The following is a 23,277-nucleotide window of genomic DNA, read 5'->3' on the forward strand; positions in this document are numbered from 1 at the left end:
CATGGCTACCACCGTGAAGACCCCGAACCCGGCCGATCTCAAAGCGATCTTCGGCATGGAGCCGAAAAACGCCGTGGCCTATCTGAAATCCAAGGGCTACGCGATCACTTGGAACTGGCAAGAGATGCTCGACCAGGCGCACGACCAATCCTTCACGGTAGCGAAGGCCATGCGCCTGGATCTGCTGTCGGATATTCGCGGCGCCCTGGAAACGGCGCTGCAGGACGGCCAGCCCCTCAAGCAGTTCATCGCCGACTTGCAGCCTGTCCTGGAATCGCAAGGCTGGTGGGGCCAGCAAGTCGTTGTCGACAGTGAAGGCGTCGGCGAGTTGGTCCAGTTGGGCAGTCCGCGCCGGCTCAAGACGATCTATCAGACCAATCTGCAGAGCGCGTACATGGCCGGCCGCAAGGCCGAAATGGAACAAACCACAGAGACGCACCCGTACTGGAAGTATGTAGCGATCCTGGACGGCAAGACCCGACCGAGCCACCGGGCACTAAACGGCCAGGTGTTCCGGCATGACGATCCGGTCTGGTCAGCGATCTTCCCGCCGAATGGATTCAACTGCCGCTGCCGTGTTGTCGCTGTGAGTGACGCCGCAGTGAAGCGCCAAGGCCTGAAGGTCGTGTCGAGCGAAGACCGTATGTTCACTGAGATCGTGGAAACCGGCACCAACAAGCGTACCGGCGAGATCCGTACCGCGCCCGTCACCGGCATTCGCACAACAGACGCCGCTGGCAAGGCTGTCACCTTCCGCACAGACCCTGGATTCAATCACGCACCAGGTACTGGCCTGGCCGACATGCTGAAGCGCAAACAAGCAGCCGCTCAGGAGGTTTGAAATGTTCACCGTCGAACTGGATCACCATCGCCTGCAGGCAGCCCTGCGCAAAATCGAGTGGGCCGTGGGAGATCTCGCACCGCTGATGCGTGGCATCGCCGCCGAGCTGCTCAGCCAGACTGAGGAAAACTTTGGCGAGGAAGGCCGCCCCGAGTGGGAAGATCTGTCTGAGGTCACCACGGCACGCCGTGAGAAAGCAGGTAACTGGCCTGGGCAAATGCTTCAGGTCAGCTCTGCAGGCCTGGCCGCTTCGATCACCACGCAGGCGACCGACAGCTCGGCGCTGGTCGGCAGCAACAAACCCTATGCCGCCATGATGCACTTCGGTGGCACCAAGTCGGACTTCCCACATCTGTGGGGTGACATTCCAGGTCGACAGTTCTTGCCTATGGACGCCGAGGGCGAGCTGCAGCCCGAAGCAGAAGAAGCCATCCTGGATCTGGCCATGAATCATCTGGAAAAAGCCGCTCGCCTGTAAGCCCCTCAGAGGCACCTGAGCGCATATGCGGCTGCGGTGCTTTAAATGTCCCTCGAAAAACTGTCCTAAAGCCTTTATAAAGCCAGCTCAGGCTTATTTCATAAGGAGATTCAAATGCCAAGAGATGGTTTTCACTCAGAATGGATCACTATCGGTAAACATCGTGTTCTGCTTGAAGCCCGAGCGAGCTTTCCCGATGAGGATCACCGGTTCATTGCTACCTTGGTCGCCAAGTTTCTTGATCACAATTCCGAGCACGCTGGACTTGTGAAGGTTTTTTTTGACGACAAAGCCTGCGTCTACAGTATTGAGGCCGCAACAACTGATCCAGCAGAAAAAGAGTTGGAAGATCCCATTACCCAACTCGTTCAGTCGGTTTATGGGACAGGCAATTACCTTTGTGACATGACGGTGGTTCAAAAAGGTGATGAGCTATCGGATCACTACCATCATATGGAACATCTAAGTGTCAGTGCCGGCGTTTCAATAGATCGCTGGGCTAAGTAACTCATTCCCTTCAGCGGCTCGTTCAGAGCCGCTATCTCAAAGACACTCTTTAAACTCGATTAAAAGTCTTCGGCCGATCATTGGCTCAGTCTGTGTGCATCACCTTCAACTGAAGTGCACAGACCATGAAAACCATTCCTTTCTTTCGTGCCGGTAAGCATGTCGATAGCCGGGGTCGAACCGTCGAGTTCACCGAGAAAGACCTGGCGGCATCGATCAGCGGTTACGACCCGGCGCTACACCGGGCGCCCCTGGTCATCGGCCACCCCAAGGACAACGGTCCGGCTTACGGCTGGGTCCGGTCCATCAGCCGCAACCTCAAGGGCGAAGCGACTGCAGTACCTGAGCAGGTTCACAACGACTTCGCCGAGGGTGTAGCAGCCGGCACCTGGTATCCGCGTTCGGCTTCCTGGTACGCCCCCACCGATCCACGCAACCCCAAGCCGGGCATCTATTACCTGCGGCACATCGGTTTCCTCGGCGCCCAGCCGCCTGCGATCAAAGGTCTGTCCGATATCGAGTTCGATGACGGCGAGGGCGTGCTGGAAATCGAGTTCGGCGACTTCGGCGATGCCGTCGCGGCCAGCATCTTCCGCCGCCTGCGCGACTGGTTCATCGACCAGTTTGGCCAGGAAACCGCTGACAAGGTTGTTCCAGGTTGGGACGTAGACAACCTGCTGGCCGAGTCCCGCCGCGAAGACGACCGCCCCTCATTTACCGAACCGACCCCACCCAGCAAACCCACCACCGAGGAACACACCGTGAGTCCAACGGAACAGGCCGCCCTGGAGGCGGAAAACAAACGCCTGAAGGCCGACATTGCCAAGCGCGACAAGGCTGATCTCACCGCTGCGCAAGACGCTATCCATGCCTCGAACGTCGAGTACGCCGAGAAGCTGGTGGCGGCTGGTATGAAGCCAGTGCACGCCCCTGCAGTAATTGCAGCACTGGACTACGCCGAGTCGAGCGAAACGCCGTTGGAGTTCGGCGAAGACGACGCCCGCGAGCCGTTGATCGATGGCCTAAAGGCGATCTTCAGCAACCTGGCCGGCGGCGTCAGCTTCGCGGAGGTCGCCACCAAAGGCCGCGCAGGTAAGACCGTAACTCAACCCACCAATCCGCTGCTGGCTGACGCCGAAGCCCGTTCTCAACGATAGGAGGCCCCATGGCCACGTTTACTCAACCGAAAGACCCAGGCGATTTGCTCCTGGTCGAAGTCTGCCCCGGATGGACGAAAGAAAAGGCCACGTTGCTGGGCGGGGCGAATTACTCATTCGGCCAGGTGCTGGCGAAAGTCTCCGGCAAGTACCAGGTGCTTGATCTCGCTGGCACCGGCGCGGCCAAAAAATCTGCGGCGGTTCTGATTGACGCTGTGGACGCAACGGCTGGTGACCAGTCTGGCCTGGTGATCGCCCGCGGTGCCACCGTTGATCTGGCAGAACTGGTTTGGCCGGAAGGTATCACCGAAGTCCAAAAGGCCACCGCCCTGGACGAACTCAACGCCTTGGGCATTGTTGCCCGCACGGCCCTTTGATCTGGAGTAGTCCATGAATCTGCAAGACATGTTCAGCGTTGCCAACCTCACCGCCGCCGTAAACAAACTGCCGGCGATTCCCGGCAAAGTCGGCGCCATGGGGTTGTTTGATGAAAAAGGCGTCACCAGCACCAGCGTCGTTATCGATGAGCGTGAGGGGCGTCTGGTGCTGGTGCCCAACACCTCGCGCAACGATGACCCGGCCCCGATCAAAGGCGGCAAACGTAAGCGTCGCACCTTTGAAACACTGCACCTGCCACTCAATCGGCCGATCCTGCCAAGTCAATTGCAGGGTGTCGCCGCTTTTGGTCAGGAAGACACCACCGCGCCCGTGGCCACGGTGATCAACGACAACCTGCAGGAGCTGAAAAACAGTATCGAAGCCACCCGTGAGTTTCAGCGTGTGGGTGCACTTCGCGGCAAGTTGCTGGACGCGGACGGCGAAATCATCACCGATCTCTATAAAGAGTTCGAAGTCCCCCAGAAGAAAATCACGGTGGCACTCAGCAACGCCGGAACCAACGTGCGCAAGGCTTGCCTCGATGCCAAGCGTTTTTCCGAGTCCAAGCTGGCCGGCGTGATGGTCACTGGCTTCCGGGCACTATGTGGCCCCGACTGGTTCGATGCGTTGATCGATCATGAAAAAGTCAAAGCTGCATTTGCCAACTACCAAGAGGCGCAGGATCGCCTCGGCGGCGATGTGCGTTCGGGCTTTGTCTTCGGCGGCATCGAGTACATCGAGTACGACGTCACCGTCAGCGGTCAGCGCTTCATTCCGGCCGACATCGCCCAGGTGTTCCCGGTGGCCCGTGGCGTGTTCCGCATGTTCAACGCCCCGGCGAACTACAACGAAACCGTCAACACCATTGGCCAGCCGTTCTACAGCAAGGCCGAGGAACGCAAATTGGGCAAAGGCTGGGATCTGGAAGCCCAGGCGAACCCGTTGGCCATGTGCCTGTTCCCCGAAGCCCTGGTCGAGCTGAAGGCGGGCTAACCCATGCGCTACTGCACCCGCGCCGATATCGGCAACGCCATTCCGGAGATGACGCTGATTCAGCTCTCCAACGATGACCCGGCTGCCATGTCGCCCAACGAGAACGTGATCGAGGACGGCGTGCGGCAAGCGGAAGAGCTGGTAGATGGCTACCTTCGGGGCCGTTACAACCTGCCACTCGATCCGGTGCCAACCGTGCTGCGGGACGCAGTGGTGTATCTGGCGCGGCATTGGTTGTACCAACGCCGCCCCGAGGGCGCGTTACCCGATGCGGTGAAGGACAGCCGCAAAGACACCATCAAGCTGCTGGAAAGCATCCGGGACGGCGTGGTCACGCTGGGCATGCCCACGGGCCACGCCGCGCCGGAGCCAGGCGAGATCCGTGTCCGTGCACGTCGCCAGCAGTTCAGCGGCGATCTCTGGGAGCGTTACTGATGATCAAACCCAAAACCCAAACCGAGCAGGTGATGGACGCAATGCAGAAACGCCTGCAGGAGACCTTCGGCCAGATGCTGATGGTCGAGCTGTTTCCTGAAGACCCTGCACGTTACCGCCTCAACCACCCACGGGGTGCGATCTTGCTGGCCTACGGTAAGTCGACCTTTAGCGGATCAGAGGCCGGTGACTCGATGTTCCAGGCGCGCAATATCGTCATCAGGCTGACCCTGGTTTTTCGCCAGCTCAATGGAAAGGACGGGGTGGTCAGCCACCTCGACGAAATCCGTGCCTGTCTGACGGGCTGGTTTGCACCTCACTGCGATCAGGCCTGCCGTCCAGTCGCCGAGCAGTACATCGGCCAGGCAGGGGGGCTTTGGCAGTACGCCCAGGACTTTGCCCTGCGTGCCACTCAGCTACAGGTCATGGGCCCCGAAAGCGGGCCTCTACTGACTGAACCCCGTTTTGAGGAATACCCATGAAACTGACCCGCTACATCTATAACGGCCCGCAAAGCGCCGCCAATCTGCGGGTAGGCGAAGCCCGCGAACTGCTGGAGGTGCAGCTGCAGCCAGGGAAACCCGTCGAGCTGCCGGCCGACCACGAGTACACCCTGGTGCTGCTCGAACTCAAGCACCTGGTGCTTGCACCCTCTGACGCGAAGCTGGCAAGCAAGACCGCTACTGCGCCTCAGAAATCTGGACAGGAGTAAGGCCAATGCCAGCTAACTATTTGCACGGTTTCGAGACCACCGAGGTCGAACGCGGCCCTCGGGCTATTCGTGTAGTCAAGTCTGCAGTGATCGCCCTGGTCGGCACTGCGCCAATCGGGCCGGTCAATGAACTGACCCAGTCGCTGAACGAAGTAGACGCCGCTCAGTTCGGTTCGCACCTCACCGGCTTCAGCATTCCTGAAGCCCTGGAAGGCATCTACGATTTCGGCACCGGTACGGTGCTGGTGGTCAACGTCCTTGATCCGGCGACTCATCGCACTAACGTTGTGGGCCAGGAAAAGCAGTTCGGTGATAACGAGTTGCTGCAGTTGGAGCATGGCGCGCTCCAGGTGCTGACCGTCAAATCGATGGATGGCGCCACTACCTACGATCTGGGTATCGACTACACGGCAGACATGCTGATCGGTCGGGTGAAGCGCCTGGCAACCGGGAGCATTCCCGCTAACGCCCAGGTGAAGGCGGACTACACCCACGCTGATCCGAGCAAGGTCACCCCCGCCGATATCATCGGCGGGGTCACCGTCGCCGGTCGGCGTACTGGTTTGAAAGCCTTTCAAGACAGCTACAACTTGCTCGGGTACTTCCCGAAGATCTTCATTGCGCCGGGCTTCAGTACCCTGAACTCGGTGAGCGTCGAGCTGATCATTTCGGCTGTTCAGGTCAGCGCGTTCACCTACATTGATGCGCCTATCGGGATGACTGTCCAGCAAGTTATTGCGGGGCGCGGTCCGGCCGGTGCCATCAACTTCAATACCAGCAGCGACCGTGTGCGTCTGTGCTATCCGCATGTGAAGGTGTACGACGCGGCAACCGGTGGTTCGCGCCTGCAACCATTGTCGATCCGCGCAGCAGGCCTGCGAGCGAAGATCGACAACGACAAGGGCTACTGGTGGAGCATGTCCAACCAAGAGCTGGTTGGCGTGATTGGCCTGGAACGGCCACTGACGGCCCGGATCGATGACCCGAACAGTGAGGTCAATCTGCTCAACGAAAACGGCATCACCACCGTCTTCAACTCCTTCGGCACCGGTTTGCGTTTGTGGGGTAACCGTTCCGCCGCCTGGCCAACCGTGACTCATATGCGCAACTTTGAAAACGTGCGGCGCACCAAGGACGTAGTGGATGAGTCCATTCGCTACAGCTCGCTGCAGTTCGTTGACCAACCTGTGACCAACTCGCTGATCGACAGCATCACCGAAAGCGTTAACCTGCTTATTCGCAAGTTGATCAAGGACGAGGCGTTGCTCGGTGGCGAGTGCTGGTATGACCCCGCCCGCAACCCGCAAACCGAGCTGGAACAGGGACACGTCCTGTTCAGCTACAAGCTCGGGGTGCCCCCGCCATTGGAGCGCGGCACCTTCGAAACTGAAATCACCGGGGAATACCTGGTCAACCTGGGGGCTCAATAATGGCCGGCTTTAGCGCACACCGCATTTCCAACGCCAACATCTACCTGGACGGCACCAGCTTCTTTGGCAAGTCCGAAGAGATCGATCTGGGCTCGATCAAGACTGTGACCAGCGACTTCCAGGGGCTGGGCATGGTTGGCCTGATCGAACTGCCGGATGGCATTGATAAGCTAGAGGGCAAGATCACCTGGAACAGCCTGTACTTTGAAGCAGCGAAGAAACTGGTCACTCCCTTCAAGAGCATCCAGTTGCAATGCCGCTCCAACGTTCAGGTGTTCAACAACGGTGGTCTAATCGACGAGATCCCGCTGGTCACGATGATGACCATCACTGGCAAGGAGTACCAGCTGGGCAGTCATAAACCGCGTGACCCGGCCAAGTATGAAACGCCGTTCTCGGCCACCTACGTGCGCCAGGTACTCAACGGTGATGAAGTGGTGTTGCTGGACTATCTGGCCAACATCTTCCGGGTCGGTGGTGAAGACCAGTTGTCCAAGTACCGGAAGAATATCGGGCAGGCTTGAGTCAGCCAGGTAGGCCGAGGTGATTGGTAGCGAACTTAACTCCGATGGACAGGGCTTGTCCGGCGAGGTCACCGATCAAGCTTTTGGCCCCCGTTTTGGATGCATCAACCAATTGCTCACCAAGGCTCGATTCGGTGCTGAGACTATCCGGGGTTGCCTTCAGCACCTCAAGACCTTTGGCGGTCAGTACACACTCCGAGTAACCGGTAGCGTGAATCTTGCTTTGGAAGCGCAGGTAGCCTGACTCGCTCAACCAGTCGATACAGGCAAAAAGGAACTCGCCGTTTTCATTGGGAACATCGAATCCCACGCGCTCATCGAATGAAATGCCGTCAGAGATGAGATCCTTAAGTAACAGGGCACGTGGTACAGGAAAACTCTCATACAACGCACCGAGTATCTGACCGGTGAGTTCGTCGAATCGTTTGATATTGGAGGTGGTCATGTCCTTGACTCCTGAAGAGCAGCAATTAAGAGGAAATAAGCGCGATGACATAGTGAGGTGCATCGATATGCAGGTGCGTCGAGACTTCGATTTTATGCGTGCTAGACAATACTGGGGCAAGGTCTTGGAGGAAACCCCGATAGAGGTTTTGGCTGAAGCACTGAGCATGACATTGGCGTCTGGTCGTTATCAGGTGACACCGCGTTGCCAGTGCTGCCGCCACTTCTGAATATGACTAGGAGTAGCTCCACAGACTGGAGCCGCCAGGACGGCAAACCGAAGCCCCGCCATTGTTGCGGGGCTTCGTCTTTAAACTCGATTAAAAGTCATCGCCACGGCCAGGTGCGATGCTCAGGGCTCACTTAGAGCAGTCGATTAAACCGACAACCTGGAGCAACAAAAATGGCCGAACCACTCAGCTTTACCCTCAAGTTTCCTTTCAAAAACGCCGCCGGCGACACGATCTCGAAGTTGCCCATCAAACGCCTGAAGCGCAAAGACATCAGCGCTGCCCAGGCAGCCACCAAAAACGAAGCTGAGATGGAAGACATGCTCGTCGCCAAGCTGCTGGGTATCACCCATGAGGATCTCAGCGAGTTCGACATTGCCGACTCCAAGTTAGCCACCGAGGTGTTGCGGGAAATGGCTAACGGAGGAGACCTTGCTGCAGTCCTGGGACGAGGCGCTGTTGTTGGTACTAAGGCTGCCGCCGTCTGAGATCGACGAACTGGACATGGATCGGTATTGGTTTTGGGTCGATGTGTGTCGACGTGAGATTGATCGCCGCAACGAAATTGCCGAGCAGATGAAACGCTGATCGGCAGCCCCACCGGACCTTCGTCCTACCGTGCGCCTACGTCTTAGGCGCACACCCTCAATCCAATAGCCTGTCGGATATTCTATGGCGAATGAAGTCTTAGTCGGATTACGAATAGGGGCCGCTGTGTCGGGCTCCTTGAGTGCCGCATTCGGTTCCGCCAAGTCAACAGTGCAGCAGCTCGGGCGTGCGACCGATGGCCTGACGGCCAAGCAAAAGCTTATAGGGACCGAGCTGGCCGCATCCCTGGCGCGGGGTGGTACTGGCATCGAACGCATGCGTCGGCAGTATGACCAGGTCGGTCGAGCGATTGACCAACTTAAGATCAAACAGGAGAACCTCAATACCAGCATTGCCAGAGGTGCAACGCTGAAAAACCAACGCGGTGAACTGCGTGGCCAGGCAATGGAAACGCTGGGTACTGCCGCAGTGGTTGGGGCGCCAGTTGTCCAGTCGATGCGGACAGCCATCGACTTTAAAGACCAAACTCGTGACATCGCCATCACAGGCGGTTTCGATGAGGCTGAAGAAAAACGCCTCAGCAATGTAATGCGTGCTTCTGCGCTGAAGTGGAACCAGACCCAAGCCGAGGTTGCCAGGGGCACAGGCGTGCTGATTGCTGGCGGCATCTCCAGTTCTAAGGAACTGGCTGCCTACGCGCCGCTAATGGCGAAGTCCGCAACAGGTACGCGGGCCGCGATGGAGGACCTTGGGTCTGTCGCCATTGCGCTGAATGACAACCTCGGGATCGGTGCGGCCGGCTTTGAGCGCGCCATGAACATGCTGGCCTATGCGGGTGATCGTGGCCAGTTTGAACTGAAGGACATGGCCAAGTGGCTACCTCAGTTGACACCGCAGTTCGCCGCCCTGGGTATCACTGGCGAGCGGGCTGTCGCCGAGATCGGCGCGTCCCTGCAGATCGCTCGTAAGGGGGCGGGGAGCAATGACGAGGCGGCCAACAACTTTAAAAACTTCCTTTCCAAGCTGACCGCCCCGGACACGATCAAGGCCTTTAATGACGCTGGCATTGATATCAAGGATGCGCTGGCCAACATGGTTAATAAAGGACTGACCCCTACGCAAGCCATGTTGGAAGTTGTTACTCAATACATGGGTACTAAAGGTCCGGCTGCGGCCGCGCAATTGCAGAAGGTCATGGCTATAAAGGATGACCAGGAGCGCGAAATCGCTCTGAGTCGACTTAATGAAGCCTACAAGTTGGGCGAGCTGTTCCGTGATCAACAGGCGCTGTCGTACCTTCGGCCAGCCCTGGCCAACCGAGCCGAGGGAGCAGACATCCAACAAAGTAGTGTGAGCGCGGCTGATCAGGGAGTTCTTGATCAAAAGTGGCAAAAACGCATGGGGAGCGCAAAAGAACAACTTAAAGCGCTCACCATTAGTTTGTCGGAGGTCGGTATCGCTCTCGGTGGTGCGCTGCTGCCGTCGTTGGTTGAGACCACTCAGGCGATTGTTCCAGTTGTTCGTTCGTTTGCTACCTGGTCCGAAAACAACCCGGGCCTGGTCAGTGGTGTTGTTAAAGCAGTCACCGCTATTGTTGCCCTCAAGCTCGGATTTATTGGGTTGAAGTATGGCGCCAATCTCGGCGCCTCGGCACTCAACAGCGTCGGGACTTTCATGTCCTTACTGACTGCCAAGACCGCGTTGTTGAACAGCACCCTGTTGGCTGCTCGCTTCGCTCCATTGATAACTGGTGTTGGCAGCGTGACTGCTTTGATGCCGGGGCTGACTGGTGCTGTGGCAGCATTTGGTGCAACGCTGGCAGCCACACCTATTGGCTGGATCGTGGCCGGCATTGCTGCTATCGCAGTAGCCGGACTCGCGATCTACAAAAACTGGGAGCCTATCAGAGCCTGGACCATCGGTTTCTTCACGGGGCTTGTTGAAGGCCTCAAGCCCATCCGCGATGCCTTCTCTGCGGCCTTTGCGCCAGTAGGTCCATTGCTCGCCCAGCTGGGGACTTTCATCCAGCCGGTGATTCAATGGTTCCGTGAGCTGTTCAGTCCGGTGCAAGTCACTGGCGATGCCCTGGGCCGTGCCACCTGGTCAGGGATTGAGTTTGGGCGGGCCGTTGGCGGCGTCCTATCCGCACTGATGGCGCCCATCCGCTGGGTACTGGAGGGCATCAGCGAAATCCCGCAAGCCTTTAGCGGCGGCCTTGGAGGTGTGGCTCAACTGATTGCCAATTTCTCGCCGCTTGGCCTGTTCTATCGGGCGTTCGCTGGAGTCATGAGCTACTTCGGGGTTGAGTTACCGACCAAGTTCACCGAGTTCGGCGGCATGATTGTCACGGGCCTGGTCAACGGCATCAGCAACATGGCCACGTCATTGAAAGACAGCGTGGTCGGTGTCGGCTCATCGGTAAAAGGCTGGTTCACCGAGACGCTGGGTATCCAGTCGCCGAGCCGGGTGTTCATGGGCTACGGGGCCAACATCAGCGAAGGCGCAGCGATTGGCATCAGTGCCCAGGCCGGCCTGGTGCGCAAGGCCGCGCTCGGGATGGCTGCTCAATCGGGTGTCGACCTTGCACCGCCGAATCCAGCCGACGTTTCCAGGGCAAGCATGATGGGCGGTGGTGGTACAGCTCCTGGTGCTGCAGTTGCAGGCGGCCAAACCGTCATCAACTTCTCTCCTCAAATCACCGTGCCTGGTGGGGCTGGCGTTCAACAACAGGTTCAGCAGGCGCTGCAAGCCAACTACCCCGAGTTTCTGCGGATGATGGAACGCTACATGCACGACAAGCGCCGTCTGAGCTACGGCTCGGGTGACGGAGGGATAGCCTGATGTTTGCCATCCTGGGCGAGATCGAATTCACCGTTGCCGGTGGTATCAGCGGCATGGAGCAAAGTGGCTCGGCCGATTGGGCCGAGCATGCGCGCATCCAGGGCAAGCCACTCCTGGAGTGGATCGGCGAAGGGCTGGACGAATGCAACCTGACCATCGAGTTGCATCCGCTCCTGGGCGATCCCGAGGCGCGCTTGCGGGCATTGCGCCAGGCCAAAGCCAAGCATGAGCCCCTGGCGTTCGTCATGGGGTCCGGTGAGTACCATGGCGCATACGTCATCACCAACATCGGCAACACCGTCCGCCGTGCAACGGCAACAGGCCAGATTCAATCTGCAGTGGTGCAGCTGAACCTGAAGGAATACACCGGGGCTTTCACGCGCAAGGTGACTCGATCCGGGCTGCTCGATACAGCATTGAGCGGTACGTCAGCTGCTGCAGCAGGATCGCCCGGACTTATCTCACGGCTGATGCCAGCACCCAGCACCGTACAAGCAGTGATCGGCCATGCCAAGACGGCCGGCAACATGCTGAAGGCCGGCCAGAACCTCTACGAGACGGTCAAGAGTGGCAACGCCTCGATGATCCTCGGGCAGGTGCCTCAGCTGCTGGGTGTCACGGCGAGGGCTATTGAGCCTTTGCAGGGGCTGACTGCGGCCGCGGGCCTGCTCGATGACGGCGCCGACCTGTCGCGCCTCGGTGAAGACGTGCTGAGCAGTGTGATGGGCGCTCGATCCGCACTCGATCCGGTCGACCTGGGCAACATCGTGGACCGGTTCACTGCGTCCCGTCAGTCGCTTGGCCAGGCGCTCGCCACCATGGACGGTGCCAGTACCCGACTGGCCGGTCTGGCCGCGCAAGTCCTTACGAGGAAAGCCTGATGTTTCTGACCCATATCACGACCGAGGGTGAACGTTGGGACCAGTTGGCCTGGCGCTACTACGGTGACGCTCATCGGTATTTGCCGATCGTTGAAGCCAACAAGCATGTACCGATCACCGGAGCCTTGCCAGCCGGGTTGACCCTGGCCATCCCGGTCCTTGAGCCTGTGGCAACAACTGAGGATCTGCCACCATGGATGCGATGATTCCCGCGCAGGTGCCCGAGACGCGCTTTGTGCTGACGTACCAGCAACGCAACATCACCCGCAACATCAGCGAACACCTTCTGTCGCTGAGCTACATGGACTTCTTGTCTGGCCAGGCCGATAGCCTGGACGTCGAGTTGGAAGACGCCGAAGGCAAATGGCGTGATGCCTGGTATCCCGGCCACGGCGATAGCCTGGCGCTGTCCATCGGCTGGGAGGGGAAGCCACTGCGCGAGGTAGGCCGGTTTGAGATCGATGGGATCGAGCTACGTTGCCCGGCGTCGTCGGTCACGATCCGTGCCCTGGGCACAGGTATCAACAGCCCGTTGCGCACGCCTGAACACAAGGCCTACGAAAACACGACTCTGGACGCGGTGGCCAAGCAGGTCGCGACCCGTCAGGGGCTGGAGCTGATCGGCAGTATTGAACCGATCAAGCTCGACCGGCTGACACAGCAGGAGTCGGACCTGCAGTTCCTGCGCAATCTGGCGGGCGAATACGACTATGCGTTCAAGGTGACCGGCAAGCGCATGGTGTTCCATGCCATCAGCGAGCTGGTCAAAGGCGTGCCGGTCGCGTCCCTGGTGCTGGGAGACCTGGGCAACGTCACACTGCGCGACCAGATCCGCGAGGTGCCGAAGGCCGTTGAGGTCAAGCACAAGGAGCCGGCGACCAAAAAGCTGATCTCGTACACCATCAACAATAAGGGTGAAACAGTCGCGGTGCCGAGCAGCTCAAGCAAGGCCACAACCAGCGGCGACACCAAGAAGAAGCGCAAGCGTAGTGCCTCGGCCGAAGAGGCCAAGGCGAAAGCCAAGGCGGAGCTGGCCAGGGCCAACCGCGAACGCACAACAGGTGCCTGGACCGCGATGGGCCGCCCCAACCTGGTCAGCGGCAACATTGTGACCCTGGCTGCGGCTGGCAAACTCGGTGGCAACTACCTGATCACCTCAGCCCGCCATGAAATGACCCGCAGTGGCGGCTACATCGTCGACCTGGAGTCTTGCCGCGTTTCGGCGCCCTCGATCTCTATGACCCAGGACAGCACCAAGCCCGACCTGGCGCTATCGACCTACGGCATTCAACAGGAGGTGGTCGCCTGATGGGCGTTCAACTGGAGTACGGCGAAGTCAGCGCCGTGGACTACATGACATGTCGTGTCCGGGTGCGCCTGGATGACCGTGACGGCGTTGAGAGCTATTGGCTCAACGTGCCCCAGCGCAATACCCAGGGCACGCAGCGCCGGCCGTTGATGCCCGAGCTGAAAGAGCAGGTCGCGGTGCTGCTGGACTCTGATGGCGTGGGTGGTGTTTGCCTGGGCGGGATCTACTCGACAGCCGAGCCGCCGCCCGTGGTTGACCAGGACACCGACTATGTACGGTTCAGCGATGGGACTGTCTCCACCTACGACCGTGCGGCCGGGGTGATGACGTTGGACTGCGTGGGGGCGTTGCTTGTGAAGTGCGGCCGGAACATCACAGTGGAGGCTGGTGAGCCGGTGACAGTGAAGGCGCCCTCGGCGACTCTGGACGTCCCGCAGGTCACCTTGAATGGCAACCTGCAGGTGAATGGCGACGTTGGTGTGAATGGCAACGTCAATGCGACCGGGACGGTCCTGGATGTCGGTGGCAACTCGAACCACCATAGCCATTAGCTGATTACAGGCTCCATATTTCTACGAACCCAAGTAACGGCTCTTTCTATTGGCACCTTATCATTTTGAGGCTCAGCATTGGGTTTAAGTCCCACCGAGGGCTCATCGCTAGAAAACGATTGGGTGACTACTCTGAACACTGTGCGTTTGGGGCCAACCTTTTCAATCCAAAGTGTGCCGATATCCATATCTTTAAACATCTTTTAAGTCCTTCTATCGCTATTGGTTTTTTGCAGTGGGTTATTTAAACGCTCTTTAAACTCGATTAAAAGCCTGCACCGGCAGATTCTCGCACTATGGGCGTATGACGACGTCCACTCCTTACACAAGCATCACCGCCGCCCACTGGCAGCCCGCCCTCGGTACATCCGGGGAGGTTGTCGAGGGCCTGCGCGATATCGATCAGTCCATTCGCATCATCCTCACGACGCCCAAGGGCGCCGACGCTCATCGGCCGGACTTCGGCAGTGACCTGCATTTATATATCGACTGGCCCGTCAACCGAGTGACCCCGCACCTGGTGCGTGAAACTGTCGACGCTCTTCGTCGTTGGGAAACCCGTATCTCGGTTGTGCAGGTACAAGTGCAGATTGAAGAGTCGCAGATCAGGGTGCGGGTGCAGTGGCGCGTTGCGGATGGTGTCACCCAGTTGACCGAGGTGCCCTATGCGCGAGCTGCCTAAACCCGTCTTTGTCGAGATCGATCCGGCCGCCACCGAAGCCGCCCTGATTGCCCGCTATGAGGCCAAGTCGGGGAAAACCCTGTATCCCGCCCAGGTCGAGCGGCTCTTTATTGACCTGATTGCCTACACCAAGACGCGCTCGGACATGGCCATTCAAAATGCCGGCGAGCAGTCCCTGGTGCGTTACGCAACAGCTCCCATCCTTGATTACCTGGGTGAACTGGTTGCGACTCCCAGGTTGTTGGCTGCTCCAGCACGTTGCCCGATCCGCTTCAGCATGCCGGCCACCGTTCAGCAGCCGCTGCTGATTCCTGCCGGCACTCGGGTCAGCACCCAAGACGCGAAGATCACGTTCTTGACTGACCAGGATGCAATCATTCCAGTTGGTCAAGCCCAGGTTGCAGTCACTGCGACCTGCCTTGCGTCCGGGGTGGTTGGCAACGGTTGGGCCGTTGGCCAGATCAGCAGCATTGGTAACTCACTTGCTGCAGGTCTGACAGCGACTAATACCAATGTCACCGCCGATGGTGCCGAGGATGAAGATGATGACCGCTACCGCGAACGGATCATCCTTGCCCCTGAAGCCTTCAGCAATGCCGGCAGTCGTGGCGCATATCGCTACCATGCCTTGGCGGTGCATCAGTCGATTATTGATGTTGCAGTGCACGGACCGGACGAAGGTCAACTAGATGGCCATGTAGCTCTATTCCCGCTTACTGACACCGGGTTGCCAACGGAAGAACTGCTGCAGCAGATCAAGAGCCAGGTCTCTGGTGAGAAGGTGCGCCCTCTATGCGACACCGTACATGTCCTTGCGCCCATTGAAGTGATCTACCAGATCAAGGCGCGCCTGACCTTTTACGCAACAGCAGATCGAGCCGTAGCGATGAAGGCGGCCAGGGCTGCCGCCGACGCGTATGCGGTTGAACGCCGTGCTGGGCTCGGTCGTGATCTTGTCCAGGAGCAGATAACGGCGCTGCTGCAGGTGAATGGCGTTTATCGCGCTGAACTGGAGTTACCCAACGCCTGGCGCGAGCTGCTGAGTAATGAGTGGGCGAATTGCACATCGATCCTGCTGGAGGATGCAGGGGTGGCTTATGGCTGAGCAACAACTGCCGCCAGCCTTGGCCGGTGATGAGCGCTTCGCGTTGCTCTGTGAGCTGCTCAACGAGACGTTTGACAGCCTGGATATCAACGCGATGTTGGTCTACCTGATCGACCTTGTGAAACCGCGACTGCTGCCTGTCCTGGCCGACCAGTTCTCTCTCATCGACGAGGCGGCCTGGTTGCTGGCCGAGTCTGAGGATGCCAAGCGCAACCTGATCAAGAGTTCGGCCGAGTTGCATCGATACAAGGGCAATCCCTGGGCAATCCGTGAGGTTATCCGCTTGCTGGGCTTCGGCGAGGTGACGATCCAGGAGGGGCTGAACAACCAGATTCGCAATGGAGCGATCACCAGGGACGGGAACCATGTCCACGGTAACCCCGCCGCCTGGCCCCTTTATCGGGTCTTTCTCAACCGCGCTATCACCAACGACCAGGCTGCGCTCGTGCGCCGCCTTCTACTTTCTGTCGCACCCACGCGCTGCCGCTTGGTGTCGCTCGACTATCAGTCGGTGGCTATCAGGCATAACGGCTTCGCTCGTCGCGACGGCCAATACAACCATGGGAGCAGCTGATGGCTGATTTACCTGAAGTAAATGAATGGCCGGAAGGCATCTACCAGCTTGAGACCTCCGACCCTGTGTTGGGCGGGCCGGAAGGTATCGACAACCTACAAGGTAAGCAGCTGGCGAGCCGAACGAAGTGGCTCCGTGATCAGTTTGAGAAGATCGCTAATGGTGTCAACGCCGTTGGCAAGGCCAGCAAACTGGCGACAGCACGTGCCTTTTCGTTCAAAGGTGCCGCGACCGGCAGCGGTGACTTTGATGGAAGCGCTGATGTCGAGATCACGCTGACCTTGGCGGACAGCGGTTTGGCATCAGGTAGCTACACGCGAATTACATTCAATAGCAAAGGTTTGGCAACTGGTGGTTCGAACCCCAGCACCTTGTCGGGCTACGGCATCACCGATGGTGCGACGAAAACCGACCTGGGGGAAAAGGCCGACAAAGCCACCAGCTTGGCAGGCTATGGGGTTGCGTTTGCGAGCCAACCGGAGGCTGAGGCTGGTGCCGATACCAACAAACCCATGAACGCGCTAAGGGTGTTTCAGGCGATCACTGCGAAAGTAGTTCAAGCCACAGGCAGCGCGATTGGCCTTGCCCGGCTCGCTTCTCTGGTTGAAGTGATCGCCGGCACCGATGACGCGACTATCGTAACGCCAAAAAAGGCGGCTGCCTTGTTCCCGTTCCGGGGTTGGAAGGTGTTCAACGTCACGGGGGTTTACACATGGACGGTTCCAGCAGGAGTTACCAAGGCGTGGGTTGAGGTCATCGGCGGCGGTGGCGGCGGGGCTCGGTCAGCTGTGGTGCCTGGCCCTTCGGGGGGCGGCGGCGGTGGGGTGGCGATAAAGCTGGTCGACCTAACGGGTGTGACGAGCGTCACTGTGACAGTAGGCTTAGGCGGACCGGGCGCGGTGACGATGGAAGCCGTAGGCGGCAATGGTGGCGCTTCGGCATTTGGTGGCTACTGCTCTGCCACGGGAGGCCAGGGCGGCGTGATCAATGGCAACGGCTCAGGCCCCGGAAGCGGGATCGGTGGTGATCTGAACTTTACTGTTGGGGTCGGCTCGGTGCCGGTCGGCAGCGCATTCAACACCAACTTCCTCGGCGGATGCGGTGGTGGCGGTGAGTCGACATATGCGCGGGCAGATAATTCGCCGCCGAGCCGGGCGGGTCATGGCGGCGGCGGCCGTATCGATAGTGCCGGAGCCCCTGGGGCTGCTGGGCAGGTTCTTATTAGGTGGTGACTATGTGGGCATTAATCATTGATGAGGTTGTTGTGGAGGTCACGGACATTGATCCAGCGGGCCGCTTCCATCCGGACCTGATTTGGACTTCGTGTCCAAAGACTGTATTACCCGGCTGGACATACGATGGCGATGGGTACAAAGCGCCGGAAATTGATCCTTCCGCGCTTGCGGCAACAGCGATTGCAAGGAGAGACGGCCTGTTACGGGAGAGTGCGACTCGTGTAGCACCGCTGCAGGACGCAGTGGACCTAGGCGAAGCAACAACAGCGGAGCGTGAGGCTCTCATTTCCTGGAAGTCTTACCGCATCAACCTGAACCGCATTGAGCATCAGGCTGGTTTCCCGACGACCATCGACTGGCCATCTGTGCCAGGCGCTCAGGCACCTGGCTAGTGAGTTCGGACACTTGCTCTTTGGGAATTCTGTTGCACTGGACGCAACAGATTCAATTTCCATTTATCTCAGAAATGACCGCGATTTTTTCGCGCGCGGCATCAGCTGGCCGCAGGCGCCCAGCGTGCTGACGGCGACCAGCGCCAAGGCGTGCTTGAGGCTGTTGGAACTGGAGGTGCGCATGATTGACTCCCAAAGATGGTTCACCTGGCCCTGACGGCGGCGTCAGAGTGACGGGGCCCAAGCGCCTGGTTGCTTTGCCAGCCAGCTGTCATGCAGCCATTTCTCGCTCTGGCGCTTGCCGGGGAAGGTGATCCAGACGATGTCGCGTTCGAACACCATGGGTTTCCCGTCGCTGCCGACGATGATCCAGAACCAGCGACCGTCAGCCAGATTGCGTGCCTTCACTTTCATGCCGCTCAAGGTCACGACCTCTTCGTGGCCGTCGCGCGTCACCTTCAATGGTTCATCGTGGGGTTCGATCCAACTGATCCTCATACGCTCGATCAGGTCGGGGGCATGCTGCTCGAGAAACAGCCTGGCAATTTCCTCGGAGCGTTCGCGCGACGGCAGTGGCTTGCCGACCAGGTCCAGCGACATATTGGCGAAGCCCTTGAGCACGCCGGCATCCGAAACCAGGGTGCTGAAGTGTTCGCCATCCAGTCCTGAGTTGCGGCCATCGCTGCGCACGTAGCGGGTGAGTAGCGCTTGCTCGCCGTCGACAGTTACCTGGCGACGAGCGGACTCCTGGTAGATGGAAGGCACTGCGATCAGGCGGGTGGCGGGCTGGTTCATGGCAGGTTTCTCCTTGGGCGAATCGGTGTTGGCGGTGGCAGTGATCGCTGCCAGGGCCATGACGAGGGCAATGCTTGCGGTGCGAACCGGCGAGTTCATGGAAGGCTCCTTTCGAGTGGTTGACTGCCAGGCGTGGCAGGGGCTGCGGGCTGTACAGCTGGCCATGATTGGGGCTCGCCTTGAACGAAGAGCAGTGCCACCAGGCCTATCAGAACCAGTGTCATGTGCACCGATTGAATGGCGCCCTGCTTCAGCCAGTAGCCGAACCACAGGCCTCCGCAGATGAAGCCGAACCACAGCAACAGGAAGCAGGTCAGGGCGACGACGGCGCGATTGCGGGCGACGTCCAGCGCGGTACGACTGCCCAGGCGCCAAGCCCTGGCGTAGGCGAATGCCGCATACCAGAGCAGCATCGAAACGACGATCTGGATGCCTGCCACCGCGTACAGCGCCGTTTCGGCCCATTGCACTGGCCAGGCGCGCCAGCGTAGGGCCGCGCCCAGCAGTTCCTCTTCTTCCAGCAACACCATGGAAAACGTGTTGCCGATATGGAAGCGGTTGGTTTCCGGGTCGGTGAGGTTGTTGAGTACGGCGATGCTCAACCAGAGGGCAAGACTGGCCACCACCGCCAGGCGGCTGAAAGAGAACGGGTGAAACGACATCATGGTTCTCCTCGATGCAGAGACGCGTCGGGGTAGAGGATGGGCCAGTCACGTTGCTCCGCATGCCTGACCAGGGCCGGGTCGCCCGCCACTACCGTAGGTTTCCCGACGCTCATCAAGAGGGGAAGGTCCGTCAGGTGATCGCCGTACCCATAGCAGTCGGCTGGATCGACGCTGAGCGTATCCATCAGGCGCAAGGCGGCTTGCTGTTTGCCCAGGCCAATGGTTTGCGGCGGGATGAGCTGGCCCGTAAAGCGCCCATCGCGCGTTTCCAGCCGGTTTGCCAGAACATGGGGCACACCCAGCTCGGCTGCCAGTGGAGCCAGAAACTCCACGGCCGAACCTGAAACGAAGGCGACGATGTCTCCGTTGCCCTGGTGCTCCTGAAGTGCCTGCAGGACTGGACGGATGAAGAATTCCGAGCGCGTCCTTTCCTGGACGTACCAGGCCTGGGCCGCGTCGGCCACCAGGTCGGGCTGGTGATCGCGGAAGTCTTCGTAGAACAGCGTGTTGATGGCAGAGCGATCGAAACCTTTCCTGACGTACTCATCGATACGTTTGGCAGCAGCAACTTCTGCCTCACCGCCACGTTCCTCTCCCCATAGCCGGCGAAAGTAGAACGCTCGGAAACTGAACATGCTCTTGAGGTCGATGAGGGTTTCATCGACGTCGAAGAAAGCGATTCTTCGTGCTTTCATTACGATTACTCGAAAGGCGCTTGCACCTGGGTGCAAGCGGGCGATGGGATCAAAGGGTGGGAATCGGCTCGGTCATCAACTGCGCATGCGGATGCGGGGTCATGCGCAAGCGGCGGCGCAAGGTGTCGACTTGTGAGGACAGGGCGCGAGAGGCGAGCGTGGCCTCGCGCAGACCGAGGCGCTCGGCATCCATGACGCAGAACTTGACATCCACGCCAGTGACGGATTGTTCGCCCTGCCAGACCTCCATCGTCGCCTGCACTTCGACGCGGTCGGGGCGCGGTTGCTTCAGGTCGATCAAGCGATAGCGGATCTGCGCCGGCAGCGGGAAGGCGAAGGCGGTGTAGCGGACATTCATCTCGTTGAGGACGAAGTAGCGCTTATGCGGTTTGTAGTCGTCCAGATGGAAGCGCTCCGTCACCGCCAGGAACATCTGGCGGCACGCTTCGAGCAGCACCATGCCTTGCACATGCTGTCCAGTGAGGTGGTCGAGCATCAGCTCGTTTTCGGCATGGAGCAGGAGGCTGGCGGTATAGAGGCCTTCCTCGTTCCTCTCCGGAACGGAGATCAGCACGTTCTTGCGCTGGCGCTTGTGGGCGAGCTCCTGGCCCGCCAGCTCCGCGCCCGTCCACAGGTCCCAATGATCGAATTCATCGGCATGCCCGCTGGCGATCGCCATGCGATAGGCATGCTGAATTTCCTTACGGCCAAGCCCCTGCCCGGCAACGACCTTGCAACCTTTCAGCACAGATGGTCCCGGTGTCTTTAGCACCAGCAGCAGCGTGCTGTAGGACATCACGTTTTCATGCCTTGCGAAGTCTTCGAACTGGTTTGCAACTACAACGTAGATACCCATCAATGGATTCCCTTTCTATACCCGGGGCCTTCGGCAGGTCGTTTGGCCGATACCGGATTACTACAAAAACAGACCCGTTTCCCACTGACGTCCTGCGTGGAAACCAGGGCCGCTCGACTAGCGCACACGGGAGCTGTCATCTACCCGTGCAGCGCTGTACAACGCTGCAGCGCCGAGCCCCGCTGCGAGTACCAGAAGAAAAGATTCCACCTGCCAGGCGCGACTGATGTTTGCCAGCCACGGTCCAAGGCTCGCCCCGACAAAGAGCACGAAGGTGTAGAAGGACACCGCCAGGCCGCGAACATCGGGCGATGCCGCCGCGGCGATTCGAGCGATCAGCCCGGGGACACTGATGGCCACTCCCGCGACATAGACGACACTGGCTGCCAGCAGCAGGGGAATGTGTTCTTGACCGGCGCTTGCGCAGAGCACCAGTCCAAACGCCGCGACGCCAAGCCCCGTGGTAGCGACCCGCTTGGCTCCCCAGCGACCAATCAATTTGGCAGCGAGCAGTGGCGCGAGAAACGCCGGCAACGCCACGCCACGTGCTTGCATTCTGCTGATGCCCTGGCTTTCGATGAGCTCGCCCAGGTGCATATCCAGTCCTATGTAAAAGGCGACGAATGACATCAGCAGCAGGAGCGCGGGCAGATAGACACGGCGCAGGGCCGGGTTACCGAGCAAGGTGAAGATGGGTCGATATCCTTCCCACATCGAGCCCTTCGGACGTACCGCTCGGGCTCCTTCCGGGACTGTGGCCAGGCGCAACGCGGTCGCGGCATAGATCACCACCAGCGGCATGAGGGCGTAACCCAGGCCCCAACGCCCCGCAACGAGGCTGCCGTAGATCTGCCCGAGCAAACCTGCCGACAGGAATGCCGTACTCATCCAGGCCACTCCCCACACACGTTGCTTGGGGGTACCGCGCTCGGACAAGTAGGCGAGGGCCACGGGCGGGAAGGAGGCGGCGGCGAATCCCTGCAATGCACGGCCGCAGATGAACAGGGTCGGCGTCTGCACCCATGCGAGCCCCAGCGTGATGATGGCCAGCAGCACCAGGCCGCCGACCATGACCGTCCTGCGGCCAAGGCGATCGGATAAAGGTCCGAACACCAGAAAACCCGTGGCGTATGCGAACCCGAAGGCGCCCAGTGCGAGGCCAGCCTGTTCCTGCGGCAACTGATAGGCCTGTGCCAAAAGAGGCAGGATAGGCACCGGGATATACAAGAGAGAGACCACGGCGAGCGCGCAGAACACCATCTGTACCAGCAAAATCGCTGTGGGTTGTTGAGCCATATCCTGTGTAGATGTGTGCATTGCTACATATCTCGATCAATAGAGGTGCCAGGGCATTGAAGTCACGGCGTTACTGGCCGCGACTCGAGGGAGCCGCCCAAGGTTTCATTTTCTGTAGGTTGCTGTGTAGCGTGCTACATGATTTTTAAAAGACTCGGCCGATCAGCCGAGTTCCGTTTCCAGGCGCATTGTTCGCAGGGCAGGGGCCACCCTCATCATCAATTTCACCAAAAGCTCGCGCTCATCGTCTTTGAAGTGGCTCATGAACTTGGCAACCCACTCGTAGTGTTTGGGCAGCACCCGGCCAAGGGTGCTGTCGCCCTCCGGGGTCAGCCGGACGATCCAGTAGCGCCCATCGTCCGGGTCCGGATGTTTCGTACAAAGTCCGGCAGCTTCCATCTGCTTGATGGCGCGCGTCATTGTCTGCGAAGCCACGGCTACCCCATCAGCCAGCGCGCCGATCGAGAGCCCCCCGGGGTTACGCTTGAGCAGCAGCAGGACGAAGAAGGGTGTTTGGGCAAGATTCTCGTGCGCGAGGTTGGCATTAAATGCCGAGAGCATTTCATCCGTCGCCGACGCCCATACCAGCCAGGTATAGAGCCCCTCGACATCGGGGTTGTCATAGAGCTTGCCGAAGTGCTCGAGGGTTTCGCGCGAAGGCAGGTCTTTCAGTTCGAACATGGTATCTGTGCATGGCTGTGTAGTCGGCTGCATGTTGGTGA

Annotated in this window: 31 protein-coding genes; 23 read left to right on the plus strand and 8 right to left on the minus strand. The window is 59.3% G+C overall.

Annotated elements, in window-relative coordinates; genetic code table 11:
- Position 1 precedes the first annotated feature (1 nt).
- From J4E58_RS20150 to J4E58_RS20200, 11 genes are all read left to right on the plus strand, one after another.
- Positions 2–841 (plus strand): phage minor head protein, encoded by an 840-nt coding sequence (locus tag J4E58_RS20150; protein WP_087092236.1) that lies wholly within the window; start codon positions 2–4, stop codon positions 839–841.
- Between the two features lies 1 nt (position 842).
- Entirely contained in the window at positions 843–1,319 is a 477-nt protein-coding gene (locus J4E58_RS20155; protein ID WP_087092235.1) for a phage virion morphogenesis protein, read from the plus strand.
- A 114-nt stretch (positions 1,320–1,433) separates the two neighbouring features.
- The gene (locus J4E58_RS20160; protein ID WP_087092234.1) at positions 1,434–1,826 is read left to right on the plus strand and encodes a hypothetical protein; all 393 of its coding nucleotides are present in this window, start codon (positions 1,434–1,436) and stop codon (positions 1,824–1,826) included.
- A 125-nt stretch (positions 1,827–1,951) separates the two neighbouring features.
- Positions 1,952–2,983: a peptidase gene (locus tag J4E58_RS20165; protein WP_087092233.1), complete on the plus strand. Its 1,032-nt coding sequence runs from the start codon at positions 1,952–1,954 to the stop codon at positions 2,981–2,983.
- Between the two features lie 8 nt (positions 2,984–2,991).
- Complete coding sequence (locus J4E58_RS20170) at positions 2,992–3,360, plus strand: head decoration protein (RefSeq protein WP_087092232.1); 369 nt, start codon at positions 2,992–2,994, stop codon at positions 3,358–3,360.
- Positions 3,361–3,373: 13 nt separating this feature from the next.
- On the plus strand, positions 3,374–4,354 hold the full coding sequence (locus tag J4E58_RS20175) for a major capsid protein (protein WP_087092231.1): 981 nt from the start codon (positions 3,374–3,376) through the stop codon (positions 4,352–4,354).
- 3 nt (positions 4,355–4,357) lie between these two features.
- Positions 4,358–4,789, plus strand: a complete 432-nt coding sequence (locus tag J4E58_RS20180) for a gp436 family protein (RefSeq protein ID WP_087092230.1) — start codon at positions 4,358–4,360, stop codon at positions 4,787–4,789.
- Positions 4,789–5,271, plus strand: coding sequence for a Gp37 family protein (locus J4E58_RS20185; RefSeq protein WP_087092229.1), 483 nt, complete (start codon positions 4,789–4,791; stop codon positions 5,269–5,271). Before J4E58_RS20180 ends, J4E58_RS20185 begins: the two co-directional genes overlap by 1 nt.
- Complete coding sequence (locus J4E58_RS20190) at positions 5,268–5,501, plus strand: hypothetical protein (RefSeq protein WP_087092228.1); 234 nt, start codon at positions 5,268–5,270, stop codon at positions 5,499–5,501. The genes J4E58_RS20185 and J4E58_RS20190 overlap by 4 nt, the downstream gene beginning before the upstream one ends.
- 5 nt (positions 5,502–5,506) lie before the next feature.
- The gene (locus J4E58_RS20195; protein ID WP_087092227.1) at positions 5,507–6,931 is read left to right on the plus strand and encodes a phage tail sheath subtilisin-like domain-containing protein; all 1,425 of its coding nucleotides are present in this window, start codon (positions 5,507–5,509) and stop codon (positions 6,929–6,931) included.
- Positions 6,931–7,455, plus strand: a complete 525-nt coding sequence (locus tag J4E58_RS20200) for a phage major tail tube protein (protein WP_087092226.1) — start codon at positions 6,931–6,933, stop codon at positions 7,453–7,455. The genes J4E58_RS20195 and J4E58_RS20200 overlap by 1 nt, the downstream gene beginning before the upstream one ends.
- A 1-nt stretch (position 7,456) precedes the next feature.
- On the opposite strand, the gene J4E58_RS20205 is transcribed toward J4E58_RS20200, so the two are convergent.
- On the minus strand, positions 7,457–7,900 hold the full coding sequence (locus J4E58_RS20205; protein WP_087092225.1) for a hypothetical protein: 444 nt from the start codon (positions 7,898–7,900) through the stop codon (positions 7,457–7,459).
- On the opposite strand from J4E58_RS20205, the gene J4E58_RS20210 reads away from it, so the two are divergent.
- The 7 genes from J4E58_RS20210 (at position 7,899) to J4E58_RS20240 (ending at position 14,260) form a co-directional block, all read left to right on the plus strand.
- A complete protein-coding gene (locus tag J4E58_RS20210) occupies positions 7,899–8,129 on the plus strand; it encodes a hypothetical protein (RefSeq protein ID WP_087092224.1) in 231 nt (76 codons plus the stop codon). The genes J4E58_RS20205 and J4E58_RS20210 overlap by 2 nt on opposite strands.
- Positions 8,130–8,302: 173 nt before the next feature.
- Complete coding sequence (locus tag J4E58_RS20215) at positions 8,303–8,617, plus strand: phage tail assembly protein (RefSeq protein ID WP_087092223.1); 315 nt, start codon at positions 8,303–8,305, stop codon at positions 8,615–8,617.
- Between the two features lie 184 nt (positions 8,618–8,801).
- Positions 8,802–11,519 (plus strand): phage tail tape measure protein, encoded by a 2,718-nt coding sequence (locus J4E58_RS20220; protein ID WP_087092222.1) that lies wholly within the window; start codon positions 8,802–8,804, stop codon positions 11,517–11,519.
- Entirely contained in the window at positions 11,519–12,400 is an 882-nt protein-coding gene (locus J4E58_RS20225) for a phage tail protein (protein ID WP_087092221.1), read from the plus strand. Before J4E58_RS20220 ends, J4E58_RS20225 begins: the two co-directional genes overlap by 1 nt.
- Positions 12,400–12,606, plus strand: a complete 207-nt coding sequence (locus tag J4E58_RS20230) for a tail protein X (protein ID WP_087092220.1) — start codon at positions 12,400–12,402, stop codon at positions 12,604–12,606. The genes J4E58_RS20225 and J4E58_RS20230 overlap by 1 nt, the downstream gene beginning before the upstream one ends.
- Positions 12,594–13,709, plus strand: coding sequence for a phage late control D family protein (locus tag J4E58_RS20235; protein WP_087092219.1), 1,116 nt, complete (start codon positions 12,594–12,596; stop codon positions 13,707–13,709). The genes J4E58_RS20230 and J4E58_RS20235 overlap by 13 nt, the downstream gene beginning before the upstream one ends.
- Positions 13,709–14,260, plus strand: a complete 552-nt coding sequence (locus tag J4E58_RS20240) for a phage baseplate assembly protein V (protein ID WP_087092218.1) — start codon at positions 13,709–13,711, stop codon at positions 14,258–14,260. The genes J4E58_RS20235 and J4E58_RS20240 overlap by 1 nt, the downstream gene beginning before the upstream one ends.
- On the opposite strand, the gene J4E58_RS20245 is transcribed toward J4E58_RS20240, so the two are convergent.
- Positions 14,257–14,460, minus strand: a complete 204-nt coding sequence (locus J4E58_RS20245; RefSeq protein WP_143481908.1) for a hypothetical protein — start codon at positions 14,458–14,460, stop codon at positions 14,257–14,259. The genes J4E58_RS20240 and J4E58_RS20245 overlap by 4 nt on opposite strands.
- Before the next feature lie 104 nt (positions 14,461–14,564).
- Here J4E58_RS20245 and J4E58_RS20250 point away from each other — a divergent pair, with 104 nt between their 5' ends.
- From J4E58_RS20250 to J4E58_RS20270, 5 genes are read left to right on the plus strand one after another with little or no spacing between them, the layout of a single operon-like run.
- The gene (locus tag J4E58_RS20250; protein ID WP_087092217.1) at positions 14,565–14,942 is read left to right on the plus strand and encodes a GPW/gp25 family protein; all 378 of its coding nucleotides are present in this window, start codon (positions 14,565–14,567) and stop codon (positions 14,940–14,942) included.
- Entirely contained in the window at positions 14,926–16,047 is a 1,122-nt protein-coding gene (locus tag J4E58_RS20255) for a baseplate J/gp47 family protein (protein ID WP_087092216.1), read from the plus strand. The genes J4E58_RS20250 and J4E58_RS20255 overlap by 17 nt, the downstream gene beginning before the upstream one ends.
- The gene (locus tag J4E58_RS20260) at positions 16,040–16,621 is read left to right on the plus strand and encodes a phage tail protein (protein WP_087092285.1); all 582 of its coding nucleotides are present in this window, start codon (positions 16,040–16,042) and stop codon (positions 16,619–16,621) included. The genes J4E58_RS20255 and J4E58_RS20260 overlap by 8 nt, the downstream gene beginning before the upstream one ends.
- Positions 16,621–17,853: a hypothetical protein gene (locus J4E58_RS20265; RefSeq protein ID WP_087092215.1), complete on the plus strand. Its 1,233-nt coding sequence runs from the start codon at positions 16,621–16,623 to the stop codon at positions 17,851–17,853. The genes J4E58_RS20260 and J4E58_RS20265 overlap by 1 nt, the downstream gene beginning before the upstream one ends.
- Before the next feature lie 2 nt (positions 17,854–17,855).
- Positions 17,856–18,248 (plus strand): tail fiber assembly protein, encoded by a 393-nt coding sequence (locus J4E58_RS20270; RefSeq protein ID WP_087092214.1) that lies wholly within the window; start codon positions 17,856–17,858, stop codon positions 18,246–18,248.
- A 225-nt stretch (positions 18,249–18,473) separates the two neighbouring features.
- Here J4E58_RS20270 and J4E58_RS20275 read toward each other — a convergent pair whose 3' ends face one another.
- From J4E58_RS20275 to J4E58_RS20300, 6 genes are all read right to left on the minus strand, one after another.
- Positions 18,474–19,142, minus strand: coding sequence for a hypothetical protein (locus J4E58_RS20275; RefSeq protein ID WP_087092213.1), 669 nt, complete (start codon positions 19,140–19,142; stop codon positions 18,474–18,476).
- Entirely contained in the window at positions 19,139–19,705 is a 567-nt protein-coding gene (locus tag J4E58_RS20280) for a DUF2165 family protein (RefSeq protein ID WP_256583217.1), read from the minus strand. The genes J4E58_RS20275 and J4E58_RS20280 overlap by 4 nt, the downstream gene beginning before the upstream one ends.
- Positions 19,705–20,403: an HAD family phosphatase gene (locus tag J4E58_RS20285; protein WP_087092211.1), complete on the minus strand. Its 699-nt coding sequence runs from the start codon at positions 20,401–20,403 to the stop codon at positions 19,705–19,707. The genes J4E58_RS20280 and J4E58_RS20285 overlap by 1 nt, the downstream gene beginning before the upstream one ends.
- A gap of 49 nt (positions 20,404–20,452) precedes the next feature.
- On the minus strand, positions 20,453–21,259 hold the full coding sequence (locus J4E58_RS20290; RefSeq protein WP_087092210.1) for an AfsA-related hotdog domain-containing protein: 807 nt from the start codon (positions 21,257–21,259) through the stop codon (positions 20,453–20,455).
- Positions 21,260–21,376: 117 nt separating this feature from the next.
- Positions 21,377–22,555, minus strand: coding sequence for an MFS transporter (locus J4E58_RS20295; protein WP_256583216.1), 1,179 nt, complete (start codon positions 22,553–22,555; stop codon positions 21,377–21,379).
- A gap of 162 nt (positions 22,556–22,717) precedes the next feature.
- Positions 22,718–23,236, minus strand: coding sequence for a MarR family winged helix-turn-helix transcriptional regulator (locus tag J4E58_RS20300; protein WP_007924376.1), 519 nt, complete (start codon positions 23,234–23,236; stop codon positions 22,718–22,720).
- Positions 23,237–23,277: the final 41 nt, after the last annotated feature.

It is taken from the genome of Pseudomonas sp. FW305-25, from assembly GCF_017351415.1.
Classification (GTDB): Bacteria; Pseudomonadota; Gammaproteobacteria; order Pseudomonadales; family Pseudomonadaceae; genus Aquipseudomonas; species Aquipseudomonas chlororaphis.